Source organism: Nocardia sp. NBC_01388, assembly GCF_045040085.1.
In the GTDB taxonomy this organism is placed as follows: Bacteria; Actinomycetota; Actinomycetes; order Mycobacteriales; family Mycobacteriaceae; genus Nocardia.
Genome location: NZ_CP109553.1, coordinates 8,443,955 through 8,459,629 on the forward strand (window position 1 = coordinate 8,443,955; position 15,675 = coordinate 8,459,629).

The window sequence follows — 15,675 nt, forward strand, 5'->3', positions numbered from 1 at the left end:
GAGCACAAGTGGCACGGGACTATTACGCACTGCTCGGCGTCGCACGCAACGCGACCGACCAGGAGATCAAGCGCGCCTATCGAAAGCTGGCGCGTGAACTGCATCCCGACGTCAACCCGGAACCGGAGGCGCAGGAGCGATTCCGCGAGGTGTCGACGGCCTACGAGGTGCTGACCGATGCGGAGAAGCGGCGCATCGTCGACCTCGGCGGTGACCCCATGGAGTCCGGCGGCGGTGGCGGCGGATTCTCCGGCGCCGGTTTCGGCGGTCTGGGCGACGTGTTCGAGGCCTTCTTCGGCGGGATGAACACCTCCAACCCGCGCAAACCACGCGGCCGGGTGCAGCCGGGAGCGGATTCGCTGCTGCGCACCCGCCTCTCGCTGCAGGAGTGCGCGGTCGGTGTCACCAAGCACCTGACCGTGGACACCGCCATCATCTGCGATGTGTGCGTGGGCGCGGGCACCAATGGCAACTCCAAGCCCGTCCGCTGTGAAACCTGCGGCGGCGCGGGTGAAGTGCAGACGGTGCAGCGCTCGTTCCTCGGGCAGGTCATGACCTCGCGGCCGTGCCCCACCTGCCGCGGCGCGGGCGAGACCATTCCGGATCCCTGCCGCAAGTGCGGCGGCGACGGCCGCGTGCGCGCCCGCCGCGAGATCGCCGCGCCGATTCCGGCCGGTGTCGCGAGCGGTATGCGGGTGCGCCTGGCCGCACAGGGTGAGGTCGGCCCCGGCGGCGGTCCCGCCGGCGACCTCTACGTGGAGATCGTGGAGCAGCCGCACGACACCTTCGTGCGCGACAGTGATGATCTGCACTGCACCATCCGGGTTCCCGTGGTGGATGCGGCGCTGGGCACCACGGTCGTCATCGACACCATCCTCGACGGCCCGGTCGAGCTCACCATTCCGGCCGGCACCCAGCCGGGCGAGGTCTCGGTGCTGCGCGGCCACGGTATGCCCAAGCTGCGCGCCAATTCGCGCGGAGATCTGATCTCGCACCTCGATATCGTGGTGCCGACCAAGATGGACTCCAAGCAGTCCGATCTCATGCGCAAGTACAAGGCCATGCGCCCGAACGAGCGTACCGAGGTGCTCTCGACCCAGTCCGAGCACAACAGCGGGTTGTTCGCGCGGCTGCGAGCATCCTTCAGCGGACGCTGATCCGTTGGCCGCCACCGTCTTCTACCTCGACGAGATCCCCGAACCGGGTGCCACCGCCGTCCTCGACGGCCCGGAGGGTCGCCATGCGGCGACCGTCCGGCGCATCCGGGTCGGCGAGCCGATCACGCTCTCGGACGGGCACGGGATTCTCGCCGATTCGGAAGTGATTGCGGCCCAGAAGGATCGCCTCGAACTGAAGGTCCTCGATCGCCGGGTCGCAGCCCCGGCGACCCCGCAGGTGACCGTGGTGCAGGCGCTGCCGAAGTCCGACCGCTCCGAACTCGCGGTCGAACTCATGACCGAGGCCGGGGCCGACGCCATCGTTCCGTGGCAGGCTTCGCGCTGTGTCTCCAACTGGGAGAACAAGGCGCACAAGGCCGTCGAGAAATGGCGTGCCACCGCGAAGGCGGCTGCCCGGCAGTCCCGTCGCGCGTATATCCCCGATGTGGCGGATCTGCACAGCACCCGTGATCTGGTGGCGCTGGTACGAGAAGCCAAGTCCGGCGGCGCAATTGTCGCCGCCCTGCACGAATCCGGAGCGGGACGCTTCACCGAGCTGTCCTTCGAGGACGTGGCCGAGGTTGTGCTCATTGTCGGCCCCGAAGGTGGCCTCGACGATTCCGAACTGAAGGCACTGGCCGAGGCGGGCGCGGATATCGTGCTGCTCGGCCCGACCGTCCTGCGCACCTCCACCGCGGCGGCCGTCGCGCTCGGCGCGCTCGGTGCCCTGACCCCGCGCTGGTAGGGCTTGGCTCTGTGCTGGTCGGCCTTGACGCCGCGCTGGTAGGGCTTGGCCCCGCGCTGGTTGCCCCGGTTCGCGGAACTTGTTCAGTCGCGCGCTCTTTCGGCGGCGCTGGTCGCGCGGGATCGGGTGACCAGCACTCCCACAAGCGTGGCCGCGAGTACGAGCAGGACCGCGACGTAGAGGCTGAGTCCGGTCCAGCCGTAGTGGCCGTAAGCGATCCCGCCCGCCCCTCCGGCAATCGAGCTCCCGAGGTAGTAGGCGAACAGGTACAGCGCCGAGGCGGCGGCGCGATTGCCGGTGGCCGCGCTGCCGACCCAGCCGCTGGCCACCGCGTGAATGGCGAAGAAGCCTGCGGTGCAGAGCAATACGCCGAGCAGGATGATCGGCAGGGAATCGGGCAGCGTGAGCGCTACGCCGACGCCCATCACGGCGAGAGCCACCCCGAACACCCGGGACCGCCCGTATCGGTCGGTCATCCGGCCCGCCGCGGCGGAGGTGACGGTACCCGCCAGGTAGAGCACGAACACCAATCCCACGGTGGCGGCGGACAATCCGAATGGATCACGGGTCAGCCGGTAGCCGAGGAAGTTGTAGATCGAGACGAAGCCGCCCATCATGACGAACGCCAGCGCGAACAGCGGCAGCAGCGTGCGATCCCGCAGGTGCCCCGCGAAATCGGCGGTGAGCGTGCGGATATCGAGCGGCCGGGCGCTGAATCGGCGCGACGGCGGCAGCATTCGCACGAATATCCCCGCGCAGAGCGCCGCCGCCACCGCGACGGTGGCCTGACCCCAGCGCCACGACCCCACTTCGAGGGTGAAGGCCGGGATGAGCCGCCCGGCCAGCCCGCCCACCGTGGTGCCCGCGACGTAGACGCCCATGGCCGCGCCCAGCCCGGCCGCGCCGATCTCCTCGGCCAGATATGCCATCGCCACCGCGGGCACCCCGGCCAGCGCGACTCCCTGCACCGCCCGCCCGGCCAGCAGCACTCCCAGCGAGGGACTGAAGGGCAGCAGCAGCCCGATCGCACTTGCGGCCATCGCCGAGCCGATCATCATCCGAGTCCGGCCGAATCGATTCGACAGCACGCTCATCGGCAAGATCGTGACCGCCAGCAGTCCGGTGGTCAGCGATACCGCCAGGGCCGCGCGCGCCGGTGTCGCACCGAATGCCGCCGACAGACTCGGCAGTAGCGCCTGTGCGCTGTACATCGAGGCGAAGGTGGTCAGCCCGGCGGCGAAGAGCGCGACCGTGATCCGGCGTTCGTGCGCAGCGGTGTCGGCAGGGGCGAGAGCGGCCGCGGTGGTCATATCCCGAGCATGAGCGCGCAGTGCTTCGAAAGGAAATGCATAATGATTGCAGAACTGATGCGTTGGCGGTATTAGTGGAGGTATCAGCGCGGGGCCGACCGCGGCGAGTGACGATCAACATGGTCAAGCCCGGGTCGGCCAACGAGGTGCGGACGGTTTCGGGGTTATCGGAGGGGGGCGCCGCGGTGGCGAGTGATGATCTGCACTGGTTCCTCACGCTCGCCGAGCTCGAACGCGTCGGAGCCGCCGCCGAGCGCCTGCATCTGACGCAGCCGACGCTCTCTCGCATGCTGGCCCGCCTGGAACGCCGCCTCGGCGTCCTGCTCTTCGACCGGCACGGAAAACGCCTGACCCTCAACGAGTTCGGCCGTGTCTACTATGAGCACGCCCGCCGCGCCCAGGCTGAACTCGATGCCGCCGCAGGCGAACTCGCCGATCTGTCCAATCCCGCCAGGGGTGTGGTTCGCCTGGCCTTCCAGCATTCCCTGGGTGCGCGGGTGGTGCCCGAACTCATCGCGGGCTTTCGCCGCCTCTCCGGACGCATCACCTTCACGCTGAACCAGGACGCCGCCGATGTGGTGACCGCCGCGGTCCTGGACGGCACCGCCGATCTCGGGCTGGTGTCTCCGAGACCGTCCGCTGCCGGGGTGGGCTGGCGGCCGCTGCTGCGGCAGCGGCTGGCGCTCGCCGTACCGCCCGACCATCGCCTCGCAACCCGGCGGCAGGTACGCCTCGCGGAGGTCGCGGACGCCGAATTCATCGCCATGCACCCGGGATTCGGTATGCGCCGCGTTCTCGACGAGCTTTGTGCCGCAGCCGATTTCCGCCCCCGCATCGGTTTCGAATGCAGCAATCTGGACACCATCGCGGGCCTGGTCGCAGTGGGTCTCGGAGTGTCGATTCTGCCGCTGGAGTACCCGCCGATGGGCGGCCCGCAACCGGATCCCGCGCTGATCCCGCTCGCCGATCCGGAGCCGATGCGCGAGGTCGGCCTGGTCTGGTCGACCTCCGCGACGCCGTCCGAGGCGGTGCGCCGGTTCCGGGATTTCACCTTCGACTGGGCCCGGGTACGGCCCGGAATCGAATAACGCCCAGGCCGCGAGGGCGCGACGGTCTCGTGTCACCGCAGCTGGTAGCGATCTATTCACTGGGCGGTGTCGGTGGTCGGCGGTAAACTTCCCTCAAAGAGGTAGTGCTCGAGACCGGGAAGCAGGCCATAGCGACTTTTGAGAACACCAGGCGAAATCGGCGACCAGAGTGCCCCTACTGCCGGCATCGGTGTCGGCGACAATGGGTCCGGACCGGCGGGCCGGACCGTTCGTTCCAGCATCGAATTGGAACCGGAGTCGGTATTCGGCTTCCTGGGTTCGGCCGATGAGAACCTGCGTGAACTCGAGCGGCTGCTCGACGCCGACATCCATGTGCGCGGCAACTCCGTCACACTCACCGGCAGACCTGCCGATATCGCCCTCGCGGAACGTGTCATCGCCCAGTTGGTGGCGCTGACGGCCCGCAACAAGGTGGTCACGCCGGAAGCCGTGCGGCACACGTATTCCATGCTCACCGAGGGTTCCTCGGACTCCCCGGCGGAGGTGCTGAGCCTCGACATCCTGTCCCGGCGCGGTAAGACCATTCGCCCGAAGACGTTGAACCAGAAGCACTATGTCGATGCCATCGACAAGCACACCATCGTGTTCGGCGTCGGCCCGGCCGGTACCGGTAAGACGTACCTCGCGATGGCCAAGGCCGTGCAGGCATTGCAGGCCAAACAGGTCAGCCGCATCATTCTGACGCGGCCGGCGGTCGAGGCGGGTGAGCGGCTGGGCTTCCTGCCCGGCACGCTGAACGACAAGATCGACCCGTATCTGCGCCCGCTCTACGACGCCCTGCACGACATGATGGATCCCGAGGCCATTCCGAAGCTGATGGCCGCGGGTGTCATCGAGGTCGCGCCGCTGGCGTACATGCGCGGTCGTTCGCTCAATGACGCGTTCATCATTCTCGACGAGGCGCAGAACACCACCGCCGAGCAGATGAAGATGTTCCTCACCCGCTTGGGCTTCGGCTCCAAAATGGTGGTGACCGGCGATGTCAGTCAGGTGGACCTACCCACCGGTGCCCGCTCCGGGCTCCGGGCGGCCACCGAGATCCTCACCGATGTCGACGATATTGCGATCTCCTATCTGACCAGCAGTGATGTGGTTCGTCACCGACTGGTCGGGGAGATCGTCGACGCCTACGACCGCTACGAGAACGACACCCGCCCGCAGGTCGCCCACTATCCGGGCAACCGGGCGCAGCGGCGTGCAGCGAGCCGGGAGGGGCGCCACTGAGCTCGGCCGATAGGCTGAGCGGGTGAGTATCGAGATCGCCAACGAATCGGGTATCGAAGTATCCGAAGAGGAACTGATCAGCGTCGCGCGGTTCGCGATCGGTCAGATGGATGTGCATTCGGCCGCCGAGCTGTCGATGGTGCTGGTCGATCTCGACACCATGGCAGACCTGCACATGCGCTGGATGGACCTGCCGGGTCCGACCGATGTCATGTCCTTCCCCATGGACGAGCTGGAGCCCGGCGGGCGTCCCGACGCCGCCGAGCCCGGCCCGTCCATGCTCGGGGATATCGTGCTGTGCCCCGAATTCGCGGCGCAGCAGGCCGAGAAGGCAGGCCATGCCATGGGCCACGAACTCGCCCTGCTGACCGTGCACGGCGTCCTCCACCTGCTCGGCTACGACCATGCCGAGCCGGAGGAGGAGAAGGAAATGTTCGCGCTGCAGGCCTCGCTGCTCGAAGGCTGGTACGAGAGCCTGCGCGAGGCGCAGCACCGCGCCGAGCTCGCCGAACGTGATGCACAGCGTGATGCGCAACTGCTGGGGAAGACCGGATTCACCGCACCCGGTGATCCACTGGATCCCGCGTGAATTCGTTCGTCCTCTTACTGCTGGCGATAATTTTGGTGCCCGCCGGCGGTTCGTTCGCCGCGCTGGATTCGGCGTTGAATACGATTTCCCCTGCGCGGGTGGACGATCTGGTCCGGGCCGATCGGACGGGTGCGGCGCGCTTGGCCCGCATCATCGCCGATCGGCCGCGCTATGTGAATCTCATGGTGCTGCTGCGCGTGCTGTGCGAGATCACCTCGACGGTGCTGCTGGCGGCGGTGCTCATGGATTGGCTGCCCGAGGTGACGGCGCTGGTGGTGACCGCGGCCGTCATGGTGCTGGTGGACTATCTGGTCATCGGTGTCGGGCCGCGCACGCTGGGCCGCCAGCACGCGTATTCGCTGGCGCTGGGCGCCTCACTGCCGCTGCAGGCCATCGGCACGCTGCTCGGCCCGATCAGCCGCCTGTTGATTCTGGTCGGTAATGCGATCACTCCCGGTAGGGGATTTCGCAACGGCCCCTTCGCTTCCGAGATCGAGCTGCGTGAGGTCGTTGATCTCGCCGGTGAACGCGGCGTGGTGGATGCCGAGGAACGCCGCATGATCCAGTCGGTGTTCGAACTCGGCGAGACGGCCGCCCGCGCGGTCATGGTGCCGCGCACCGAGATGGTGTGGATCGAGTCGGACAAGACTGCGGCGCAGGCGATGTCGCTGGCGGTGCGTTCCGGTCATTCGCGAATTCCGGTGGTGGGGGAGAACGTCGACGACATTCTCGGTGTCGTGTATCTGAAAGACCTTGTCCCGTATGCGGATCGGGCCAAGAAGGTACATGTGCGCGAGGTCATGCGACCGGCGATCTTCGTACCGGACTCCAAGCCGCTGGATGCGCTGCTCGACGAAATGCAGCGCGTCCGCAACCACATGGCGGTGCTGGTGGACGAGTACGGCGGCATTGCCGGGCTGGTCACCATCGAGGATGTGCTGGAGGAGATCGTCGGCGAGATCGCCGATGAGTACGACACCGATGAGACCGCGCCGGTCGAGGAGATCGGGCACGGGAAATACCGTGTCTCGGCGCGACTTCCGGTCGAGGACCTCGGTGATCTGTTCGGCCTGGAGATCGACGACGAAGATGTCGATACCGTCGGCGGCCTGCTCGCGCACGCGCTGGGCCGCGTGCCGCTGCCGGGTTCCAAGGCCGTGATCCACGGATTGCAATTGCGCGGTGAGGGCGGCTCGGACGCGCGCGGCCGGGTGCGGGTGCACACGGTCGTGGTGCGGCGGGCCCCGGAGAAGACCAAAAACGAAGCGGCCGAAGGTAAGCCGGACGGCGCACTGGAAGATGGAGAGACCGATGACTGATCTGGATGCCGAGGACAACAAGCTGTTGGTCCTCGCGCGCGGCGCGATGGGCCGCACCGGCGGCAGCGCGGGCGCGGCGGTGCGCGATACCGATGGGCGCACCTACGCCGCCGGTGAGGTGGGTCTGGCGAGTCTGAGGCTGACCGCCCTGCAGGCGGCGGTGGCGGCCGCGATCTCCAGTGGCGCAGAGGGTTTCGAGGCCGCGGTGGTGGTGGCGGGCCGGTTCTCCGATCCCGGTGTCCCCGCGGTGCGCGAGGTGTCGGCGGCGGCGCGGATCGTTTTCACCGATGCCAAGGGCGCGGTATTCGAGGTAGTGGAGGGGCCGGTCGAGGGCGATCCGGCAACGCGGCCCGGAATCCCCGAGGGCTTCGATCTGGAATCCGAGTCGGAGGTATTCGAGTGAGCAGCAGTAAAGACGTATTCCGTTCGGGCTTCGTATGTTTCGTGGGACGGCCGAATACCGGCAAGTCCACGCTGACCAATGCCATGGTGGGGCAGAAGATCGCCATCACCTCCTCGCGCCCGCAGACCACCCGGCACACCATTCGCGGCATTGTGCACCGCGAGCACGCGCAGCTCATTCTGGTGGACACCCCCGGTCTGCACCGGCCGCGCACGCTGCTCGGGCAGCGGCTCAACGATCTGGTGCGCGATACGTACACCGAGGTCGATGTGATCGCGCTGTGCATTCCGGCGGACGAGAAGATCGGCCCCGGCGACCGCTGGATCGTGGAGCAGATCCGCCTGATGGCGCCCAAGACCAAGCTCATGGGCGTGCTCACCAAGATCGACAAGGTGAGCCGGGATCAGCTCGCGGCCAAGCTCATCGCGCTCTCCGAACTGCTCGGCCCGGCCTCGGAAATCGTGCCGGTCTCGGCGGTCAAGGGTGAGCAGGTCGAGGTTCTGGTCGACGTCATCGCCTCGCAGATGGCCGAGGGCCCGGCCTTCTACCCCGACGGCGACCTCACCGACGAGCCCGAGGAAACCCTCATGGCCGAGCTCATTCGCGAAGCCGCGCTCGAGGGCCTGGACAACGAACTCCCGCACTCCCTCGCGGTCGTGATCGAGGACGTGCTCGAGCGCGAGGAGAACGAGGACACCGACACCGACGGCACCCGCACCCACGAGGGCATGCTCGACGTGCACGCCCTGCTCTACGTGGAACGCCCCAGCCAGAAGGCCATCATCATCGGCCGCGGCGGCGCCCGCCTCAAGGAGATCGGCACCAACGCCCGCCTGCAGATCGAAAAGATCCTCGGCACCCGCATCTTCCTGCACCTGCACGTCAAGGTAGCCAAGGACTGGCAGCGCGACCCCAAACAGCTCGGCAAGCTCGGCTTCTAGCTCCGCGGGAGGTCCGGAACCCCTCCGGAACCTCCGTCACCCCCGGGGAGTCCCCGTCATCCCGGCATGCTTTCGGCCGGGATCCACCCAACTCGGCTGAGCCACATCGGGTCTGGATCCCGGCCAAAAGCGCGCCGGGATGACGGGGTGACTCATACGACGGGGTGACCCATGCGCTGGGTGGGTCATGCGACGGGGTGACCCACGCGCTGGGGTGGGTCATGCGCTGGGTGGGTCATGCGTGCGCTGGGTGGGTCATGCGTGCGCTGGGTGGGTCAAGCGACGGGGTGACTCAGGCGACGGGGTGACTCAGGCGACGGGGTGACCCATGCGCTGGGGTGACTCATGCGCTGGGGTGGGTCATGCGCTGGGGTGGGTCATGCGCTGGGGTGGGTCATGCGACGGGGTGACTCAGGCGACGGGGTGACTCATGCGCTGGGGTGGGTCATGCGCTGGGGTGGCTTATGCGCTGGGGTGGGTCAGGCGGCGGGGGTCCACCAGGGCGTCGGGCGGTGCTTGTGCCACTCGAGTTCGGCTTCGAGTTGGGCTGCGACGGAGACGAGTAGGGGTTCGGAGTTGGCGGGGCCCATGAGTTGGGCTCCGACCGGGAGGCCGGTGGCGGTGAAGCCCGCGGGGACGTTGATCGAGGGCCAGCCGAGGACGTTCCAGGGCCAGGTGTAGGGGCAGGCGGTGGTGATGAGCTGATCCGTGGCCCAGGAGCTGATGTTGTCGATGTCGTGGACGCCGGGCGGCGGGGTGGCGGTGGTGGGGGCCAGGACTACGTCGTAGTCGTTGAAGAAGCGGCCGATTCGCTTGCGCAGCAAGGGTTCTGCCCGGCGGGCGGCGAAGAGCGCGGGGGAGAGGATACGGCCGGTGAGCGCATTGTGTGTGGTGCGCGGGTCGACCTCGGCTCCGGGCATGCGGTTCAGGACCTCGCGGATGCCGACCATGGAGCGGGGCAGGAAGGTCGCACCGAGCAGTACGCCGTAGTGCAGATCGGCGATGGTGACCTCGTGGCCGAGGCGGCGAAGGGCATCGGCGGTCGCGTGCACCCGCGCCTGTACCTCGCGATCGAGCTCGGTCTTGATGGCGGTGAACGGAGTTCGCAGCGAGAGCGCGATGCGCAGCCGTCCCGGATCACGGCCGATCGCCTCGGAGACGCGCACGGCGGGCGGCGTATGCAGATCGCCCTGATGCGGTCCGGCGGCGGCGTCCAGCAGCAGCGCGGCATCGGCGACGGTGCGCGCCAGCGGCCCGTTCACGGTGAGGCCGTAGAACGCCTCGGGCAGCGGCCAGGTGGAAATGCGCCCGCGCTGCGGCTTGATGCCCACCAGATTGTTCCAGGCCGCGGGGATGCGCACGGAGCCCGCACCGTCGGAACCCAGTGCGGCAGGCACCAATCCGGCCGCGACGGCCGCCGCGGAACCACCGGACGAGCCGCCCGGCGTGTGCTCGGCGCTCCACGGATTCCTGGTGTGCCCGAAGGCCTCCGCACTGGTGAACGGCAGCTGCCCCAGCTCGCAGGTATTGGTCTTGCCGACGATCACCGCACCTGCGGCGCGCAGTCGCCGAACCGATTCGGCGTCTTCGGTTTTCACCGGGAAGTCGCCGCCGCATCCGAAAGCCGTTGGGCTACCGGCGATATCGGTATCGTCCTTGATGGCCAGCGGCACTCCGAGCAGCGGCGCGCGCTCCCCGGCGGCGAGCCGGCGGTCGGCGTCGGCGGCTTCGATCAGCGCCTGTTCGCGCCGCACTATCCGAAATGCGTTGAGCCCGGCCTGACTTGCGTCGATCGCATCGAGCGCGGCGGTCGTCGCCGCTACCGAGGTGATCTTCCCCTGTGTCAATGCTGCCGCGAGTTGCGCCAGCCCGAGTTCGTTTACCGCCGCCGTCGTCATGCTGAGTCCCGTCTCCCTGCCGTTCGCTGGGAAACGTAGCGCGATTCTGGTCACACGTCCAGTGAGGTGCTATCGGAAGGCGCCGCGCATTCACACGGGCAGCAGTACCTGCTCGAGTTCGAGCAGGCGCTGCTTGTGTTCCGGTCCGCCGGAGTAGCCGGTGAGCGCCCCGCCCGGGTATGACCAGCGGTATTCGGACATGTCGCTGACCTCACGAACAACGGTTTCGGCGACGCGAGCGATGCGTGCGCAATCGGTCGGGAGGGCGTGCGAGACTGTTGCGGTGCAGTTGTACAGAGACCATGCGGTAGTGGTTCGCCAGCACAAGCTGGGCGAGGCCGACCGTATTGTCACGCTGCTCACCCGCCAGCACGGTTTGGTGCGCGCGGTCGCCAAGGGGGTGCGCCGGACCAGATCCAAATTCGGTGCGCGGCTGGAACCCTTCGCCTATATCGATGTGCAGCTACACCCCGGCCGCAATCTCGACGTTGTCACCCAGGTGCACACCGTGGAGGCCTTCGCCTCCGATATCGTCGCCGATTACGGCCGCTACACCACCGCCTGCGCGGTGCTGGAAACCGCCGAACGCCTCGCCGGTGAGGAGCGCGCCCCCGCGCCCCGCCTGCACACCCTCACCGCGGGCGCGCTGCGCGCCATCGCCCTCGGCCATCGCCCGCACGAGCTGATCCTGGACGCATTTCTCTTGCGCGCCATGGGTTTCTCCGGCTGGCCCCCCTCGCTCGACGAATGCGCCCGCTGCGCCACCCCCGGCCCGCACCGCGCCTTCCATGTAGCCGCAGGCGGCGCGGTCTGCGTCCACTGCCGTCCCCCCGGCTCCGCCACCCCCATGGTCGGCGTCCTGGAACATATGAGCGCCCTCAACCGCGGCGATTGGTCCGGCGTACAGGCGATTCCGGACAATATGCGCCGCCAGGCCAGCGGTCTCATCGCCGCCCACCTGCAGTGGCACCTGGAACGCCAACTCCGCACCCTGCCGTTGATCGAACGCACCCGCCCCCATGAGGCAGTGGAATCCGCCGCGGTCAGCTGAATCCGGTACAGGCTTGTGCTCGAGATTTCTTCCAGGCTTGTGCGTGAGTTGGCCGCTTTTTCGTTTTCGCCCTGAGAGTCTCGTTGAGTGATACTCGCCGGTACTTCAGGATCAGTGAGATTCGATACAGCGACTGCGAACATTAGCGAGCCTAAAGTTCAATGCGTGTTGGTCTCCCGTGTTCGACAGTCCTCGCGCGGCGCGCTTCGCCGCCTGCCGGTTCCACTCGCCGTCTGCGCTCTCGCCGCCGTTGTCGCCGCTGTTCCCGCGGCGGCCGATCCGGTGCTGCCGAGCCTGCCGTTCGGCGGGCCGGCCTACACGGTCAAGGTGCAGCAGCCCGGGATCGCCGACGGCTACATCTACTACACCAGCGGTGTGAGCGCGGCGGCGCTGGTGCCCGGACTGGGGACCATCGCGCAGGCGCTGCCGGGCGGGCAGCCGGCGAATGTGATCGCCGATCGCTCGGGCAGGGAGATCAAGCGCTTCACTCCGCCTGCGGGACAGGATGTTTCGAACTTCCGCAGCCAGATCTATCAGGGCCGCAAGGTGCTCACCTGGTGGCAGGGCAGCACCGTGGCCGGGCACGGGTCGGGTGTAGGCGTGATCGCGGACGAGAACTTCAATGTCATCACCACGGTGGATCCGGGTGGAGCGGGCGCGGATGTGCACGAATTCCGGCTGACCCCGGACGGTCGCGCCCTGCTGACGTCCTATCCGCAGGTGAATGCCGATCTCACAGCTATCGGCGGCCCGCAGGACGGCAAGATGTTCGACACCGTCGCCGTGGTGATGGACGTCGCGACGGGTAAGGAGATCTCGCACTGGAGTGCGGCCGAGCATGTGCCGCTGGCCGATTCCGAGACGCCCGGCAAACTGGGCGGCGATGTGTACGACCCATACCACATGAATTCCATCAGCCTCGATCCATCGGGCAATCTGGTTGTCTCACTGCGTAATACGGCGGCGGTCTACGATATCGACCCGCACACCGGCACGATCCTCTGGCAGCTCGGCGGCAAGAATCCGACCCTCACCGCGAGCCCGGATATCGAATTCGCCTTCCAGCACGACGCCGAGTTCAGCGACGCCTCCACCCTGCGGCTGTTCAACAACAATTCCGACGGCCTGGAGTCGCGCGGTCCCTCCAGCGTCGAGTGGATCCACATCGATCCGGTTGCCAAGCAGGCCACCTTGGTCCGCAATCAGCAGCATCCGGAAAAGCTGACGACCTTCGCCATGGGCAATGCCCAAGCCCTCCCGAACGGCAATACACTGGTCAGCTGGGGCATGGTCCCGCGCATCTCGGAATTCACCCCCTCGGGCGACCTCGTCTACGACGCCTCCCTGCCCTTCGGCTCCTACCGCGCCTACCTCGACACCTGGCCGGTCTCCTGACCCGAGCGATCACGCAGAGTCCTTCGCTACCGAACAGCGCCGATGACGGTTTGTTCGGTAGTGACACGGGCTGTGCGGTCGGCCCCAACCGGGGTGATTTGTGGAGATGCTGCGCGAATTCCGTGGGCGTGGTCGAGCGGTGCGGAGCGTCGGGCAGGATGGGGGGCGTGATCGGTACTCGCAAGCCTTCCGCAGCCCAGCGCACGGTGCGTCCGCCCTCGCCGCATCCCTCCGGCGCCACGCCGCCGGAGATTCCCCTGGAGTTCGTACCCAGGCATGTGGCCCTGGTGATGGACGGCAACGGCCGCTGGGCGCAGGAGCAGGGTCTGCCGCGCACCGCGGGGCACGAGCGCGGCGAGGCGGTCCTCATGGACACCGTCGAGGGTTGTATCGAAATCGGCGTGAAGTGGCTGTCGGCGTACGCCTTCTCCACCGAGAATTGGCGGCGCAGCCCGGATGAGGTCAAGTTCCTCATGGGATTCAATCGCGATGTGATCCGCCGCCGTCGCGACGAGATGCACGAGATGGGTGTGCGGGTGCGCTGGGCGGGGCGGCGACCGCGCCTGTGGCGCAGCGTGATCAAGGAGCTCGAGGTCGCGGAGGAACTCACCCAGGACAATACGGTGATGACCCTGACCATGTGTGTCAACTACGGTGGTCGCGCCGAGATCGCCGATGCCGCAAGGGAAATCGCGCGCCGGGTGGCCCGGGGTGAGATCGATCCGGAGAAGGTCAACGAGGCGACGGTCGCCCGCTACCTGGACGAGCCGGATATGCCGGATGTGGATCTGTTCCTGCGCCCGTCGGGTGAGTTTCGCACCTCGAACTTCCTGATGTGGCAGTCGGCATACGCCGAATTCGTTTTCCAGACAACGTTGTTTCCCGATTTCGACCGCCGCAATCTCTGGGCCGCCTGCCTCGAGTACGCCAAGCGCGACCGCCGTTTCGGTGGCGCGAAGTGAGCGACGAACTGTCCCCGGCGGAGGACCTGCAGGCGCGTGCCGGCGCCGCACTGGCCCGCTACGAGGTGAACGTCCGCGTCGAGGAGGGCGGCGGCCTCGGTTTCGAATTCGACGGTTCGCTGTGCTCCCTGCGCGGCGTGAACCTGGCCCCCGGCCTGGACGTGCTGACCCTGACCTGCGTGCTGGCCTGGGACCGACCGCTGAAACCGCAGTTGCACAAGCGGGTTGCCGAGCGCAATGCCGCACTGCAGTTCGGCTCGATCACCATTGTCGGCCACGACAAGCTGGCCGACATCATCCTGCGCTACACCTTCCCGGCCGCCGGGTTGGAGGATGAGGCGCTCGCCACCATGCTGCTGCTGGTGCTCTCGGGCGCGGGCCGTGCCCGGCAGGGTTTGGTACTGCCCTGACGAATCTCGCCCAGCCGAATCCTGTTCAGTTGGGCGAGATTTCGGGGACCACGCTGATCGGCCCGTAGGCGGGCAGCAGCTGTGCCACACCGCGGCTGAAGGATTCCGGATCGGTATCGCCCAGGATCAGGTGCTGCAGTATGAAACCGGGAAGCAGCCCGAGGAAGGCCTTGCCCACCGCCTCGGTATCGGCATCGATCGGCAGCCAGCCGATATCGCGCATGCGAATGGCATAGTCGATCCACAGGCGCCGGATACCGCTGATGCTGGTGCGGACGTAGTCGCCGATATTGGCGTCGGTCAGGGCCAGTGCCCAGGCCTGCGGAATGACGCGCACCGGCCCGCTGGCGCCACTGAGGCGGACGATCGTTTCGGTAATGGAGCGCACCAGTTCCGCCGGTGTGGGCAGCGGATCGCTGTAGACGGCTTCACTCAGGGCGGCGCGCAGATCGACGGTCGCCTCGCTGGTGAGGGCCGCGATGAGATCGTCCTTGGATTTGAAGTAGCGGTACACCGCACCCGCGGAGAGGCCGGATTCGGCGAACACATCCTGCATGGTGGTGGTGTGAATTCCCTTGCGGGCGAAGCACATTTGCGCGGCGTCGAGAATTTGTAGTCTGCGTCGTTCGAGGTGTTCTTCGCTGACTCTGGGCATGGCCCAAAACTAAAACGAATATCCGTTCGCAACAAGATGACAGCTCGATGTCCGGGTTGTCCCGAACCTTGGACATCGGGCTGTTTTCGGGCGTCAGCCGTTGCGGCTGGAGCAGTTTCGGCAGGTGCCGAAAATCTCCATGGTGTGGCTGATATCGGTGAACCCGTGCTCGGCGGCGACGGAGTCGGCCCAGGCTTCGACGGTCGGCCCCTCGACCTCCACGGTGCTTCCGCAGTTGCGGCAGACCAGGTGGTGGTGATGTCCGGTGGAGCACTGCCGGTACACCGATTCGCCTGAGTCGGTACGCAATACGTCGACCAGACCGGCCTCGGCCAGCGATTGCAGCGTGCGGTAGACGGTGGTCAGTCCGATGCCCTCGCCGCGACGGCGCAGCTCATCGTGCAGTTCCTGGGCGGAGCGGAATTCGTCGATATCGGTGAGCAGGGCGGCGATGGCGCTGCGCTGGCGGGTGCTGCGGACGCCGACCGTCTTCTCGGTTGTTCCCAC

16 protein-coding genes are annotated in these 15,675 nt (G+C 67.3%); 12 read left to right on the forward strand and 4 right to left on the reverse strand.

Annotated features, from left to right (window positions below):
- The first annotated feature begins 8 nt into the window (after positions 1–8).
- Positions 9–1,157, forward strand: a complete 1,149-nt coding sequence (gene dnaJ / locus OG716_RS39910; protein ID WP_327141449.1) for a molecular chaperone DnaJ — start codon at positions 9–11, stop codon at positions 1,155–1,157.
- A 4-nt stretch (positions 1,158–1,161) separates the two neighbouring features.
- Positions 1,162–1,902, forward strand: coding sequence for a 16S rRNA (uracil(1498)-N(3))-methyltransferase (locus OG716_RS39915; protein WP_405135359.1), 741 nt, complete (start codon positions 1,162–1,164; stop codon positions 1,900–1,902).
- A gap of 83 nt (positions 1,903–1,985) precedes the next feature.
- Here OG716_RS39915 and OG716_RS39920 read toward each other — a convergent pair whose 3' ends face one another.
- Positions 1,986–3,212, reverse strand: coding sequence for an MFS transporter (locus OG716_RS39920; RefSeq protein ID WP_405135360.1), 1,227 nt, complete (start codon positions 3,210–3,212; stop codon positions 1,986–1,988).
- 185 nt (positions 3,213–3,397) lie between these two features.
- On the opposite strand from OG716_RS39920, the gene OG716_RS39925 reads away from it, so the two are divergent.
- The 6 genes from OG716_RS39925 to era all read left to right on the forward strand — a co-directional run bounded on the left by OG716_RS39925 (position 3,398) and on the right by era (position 8,797).
- Entirely contained in the window at positions 3,398–4,300 is a 903-nt protein-coding gene (locus tag OG716_RS39925) for a LysR family transcriptional regulator (RefSeq protein WP_405135361.1), read from the forward strand.
- A gap of 186 nt (positions 4,301–4,486) precedes the next feature.
- Positions 4,487–5,545: a PhoH family protein gene (locus tag OG716_RS39930; RefSeq protein WP_405140253.1), complete on the forward strand. Its 1,059-nt coding sequence runs from the start codon at positions 4,487–4,489 to the stop codon at positions 5,543–5,545.
- A gap of 22 nt (positions 5,546–5,567) precedes the next feature.
- Positions 5,568–6,134 carry an rRNA maturation RNase YbeY gene (ybeY, locus tag OG716_RS39935; protein ID WP_327141445.1) on the forward strand — a complete coding sequence of 189 codons (567 nt, stop codon included), beginning with the start codon at positions 5,568–5,570 and terminating at the stop codon, positions 6,132–6,134.
- Complete coding sequence (locus tag OG716_RS39940) at positions 6,131–7,453, forward strand: hemolysin family protein (RefSeq protein WP_405135362.1); 1,323 nt, start codon at positions 6,131–6,133, stop codon at positions 7,451–7,453. Before ybeY ends, OG716_RS39940 begins: the two co-directional genes overlap by 4 nt.
- Positions 7,446–7,856: a cytidine deaminase gene (locus tag OG716_RS39945; RefSeq protein ID WP_405135363.1), complete on the forward strand. Its 411-nt coding sequence runs from the start codon at positions 7,446–7,448 to the stop codon at positions 7,854–7,856. The genes OG716_RS39940 and OG716_RS39945 overlap by 8 nt, the downstream gene beginning before the upstream one ends.
- On the forward strand, positions 7,853–8,797 hold the full coding sequence (gene era / locus OG716_RS39950) for a GTPase Era (RefSeq protein WP_327141442.1): 945 nt from the start codon (positions 7,853–7,855) through the stop codon (positions 8,795–8,797). The genes OG716_RS39945 and era overlap by 4 nt, the downstream gene beginning before the upstream one ends.
- Positions 8,798–9,276: 479 nt before the next feature.
- Here era and OG716_RS39955 read toward each other — a convergent pair whose 3' ends face one another.
- Positions 9,277–10,695 carry an amidase gene (locus tag OG716_RS39955; RefSeq protein ID WP_405135364.1) on the reverse strand — a complete coding sequence of 473 codons (1,419 nt, stop codon included), beginning with the start codon at positions 10,693–10,695 and terminating at the stop codon, positions 9,277–9,279.
- Between the two features lie 283 nt (positions 10,696–10,978).
- On the opposite strand from OG716_RS39955, the gene recO reads away from it, so the two are divergent.
- From recO to OG716_RS39975, 4 genes are all read left to right on the forward strand, one after another.
- Positions 10,979–11,746 carry a DNA repair protein RecO gene (recO, locus tag OG716_RS39960; protein WP_327141439.1) on the forward strand — a complete coding sequence of 256 codons (768 nt, stop codon included), beginning with the start codon at positions 10,979–10,981 and terminating at the stop codon, positions 11,744–11,746.
- A gap of 165 nt (positions 11,747–11,911) precedes the next feature.
- Complete coding sequence (locus tag OG716_RS39965) at positions 11,912–13,141, forward strand: arylsulfotransferase family protein (protein ID WP_405135365.1); 1,230 nt, start codon at positions 11,912–11,914, stop codon at positions 13,139–13,141.
- Positions 13,142–13,299: 158 nt separating this feature from the next.
- Positions 13,300–14,103, forward strand: a complete 804-nt coding sequence (locus tag OG716_RS39970) for an isoprenyl transferase (protein ID WP_405135366.1) — start codon at positions 13,300–13,302, stop codon at positions 14,101–14,103.
- Positions 14,100–14,513 (forward strand): hypothetical protein, encoded by a 414-nt coding sequence (locus OG716_RS39975; protein ID WP_405135367.1) that lies wholly within the window; start codon positions 14,100–14,102, stop codon positions 14,511–14,513. Before OG716_RS39970 ends, OG716_RS39975 begins: the two co-directional genes overlap by 4 nt.
- Before the next feature lie 25 nt (positions 14,514–14,538).
- On the opposite strand, the gene OG716_RS39980 is transcribed toward OG716_RS39975, so the two are convergent.
- Both OG716_RS39980 and OG716_RS39985 read right to left on the reverse strand, forming a co-directional pair.
- Positions 14,539–15,168, reverse strand: a complete 630-nt coding sequence (locus OG716_RS39980) for a TetR/AcrR family transcriptional regulator (protein WP_405135368.1) — start codon at positions 15,166–15,168, stop codon at positions 14,539–14,541.
- Between the two features lie 93 nt (positions 15,169–15,261).
- Positions 15,262–15,675, reverse strand: a complete 414-nt coding sequence (locus OG716_RS39985; protein WP_405135369.1) for a Fur family transcriptional regulator — start codon at positions 15,673–15,675, stop codon at positions 15,262–15,264.